This window comes from Brucella sp. TWI432, assembly GCF_039674445.1.
GTDB classification, from domain to species: domain Bacteria; phylum Pseudomonadota; class Alphaproteobacteria; order Rhizobiales; family Rhizobiaceae; genus Brucella; species Brucella chromiisoli.
In genome coordinates, this window is sequence record NZ_JBDJNL010000064.1 from 1 (window position 1) to 646 (window position 646).

The window sequence follows — 646 nt, forward strand, 5'->3', positions numbered from 1 at the left end:
TGTTGCCCTTCAATCCATTATGATCAATTTAAGTGTCGCGCTTTTGCTTGGCGCTGTCATCGGCTTAGAACGTCAATTAAAACAACGACATTCCGGTCTTGCGACACATGCTCTTGTGGCACTTGGCGCTGCCGCTTATGCATCTCTCCCCAATGCCCTCGGTATCGAGAATGACCTTAGAGTTGGCGCTCAGGTCGTGACAGGGATCGGCTTCCTTGGGGCGGGACTTATCATCAAGGATGGTGCCAGTATTAGGGGATTGAGCACAGCTGCCACCGTATGGAGTACCGGTGCGGTCGGCGTTCTGACTGGTTATGGGCTATGGCTTCTCGCTCTAGAAACTACATTCTTCATCGTATGTCTGAACCTTTCGCTGCCTAAAATCACAGTGCTGGTAGACCGCTATTCCTTTGTGGCTCCGGAAACCGAACAGTTTTATCTCGTGAAGTTTCGTTGCCCCGTCGAGAGCGAGATTTCTGTGCGCGCGTTGCTCGTTCAGGCCATTGATCAGCGAAAATTGCGCTTTCACGCCATCCGAAGTCATCGACTGGAGGGAAGCAATGATGTGGAGGTGGAAACAACGCTTTTTGCGGGCAAAGAGGGGGACCGCATGGTCGAGGGGGTGGTGACGCAGTTGAGCTTGCGG

Annotated in this window: 1 protein-coding gene; it reads left to right on the plus strand. The window is 52.8% G+C overall.

What is annotated here, in order from left to right; genetic code table 11:
• On the plus strand, positions 1 to 646 hold a 646-nt coding region (locus ABE527_RS21615; protein WP_499698260.1), incomplete at both ends, for an MgtC/SapB family protein.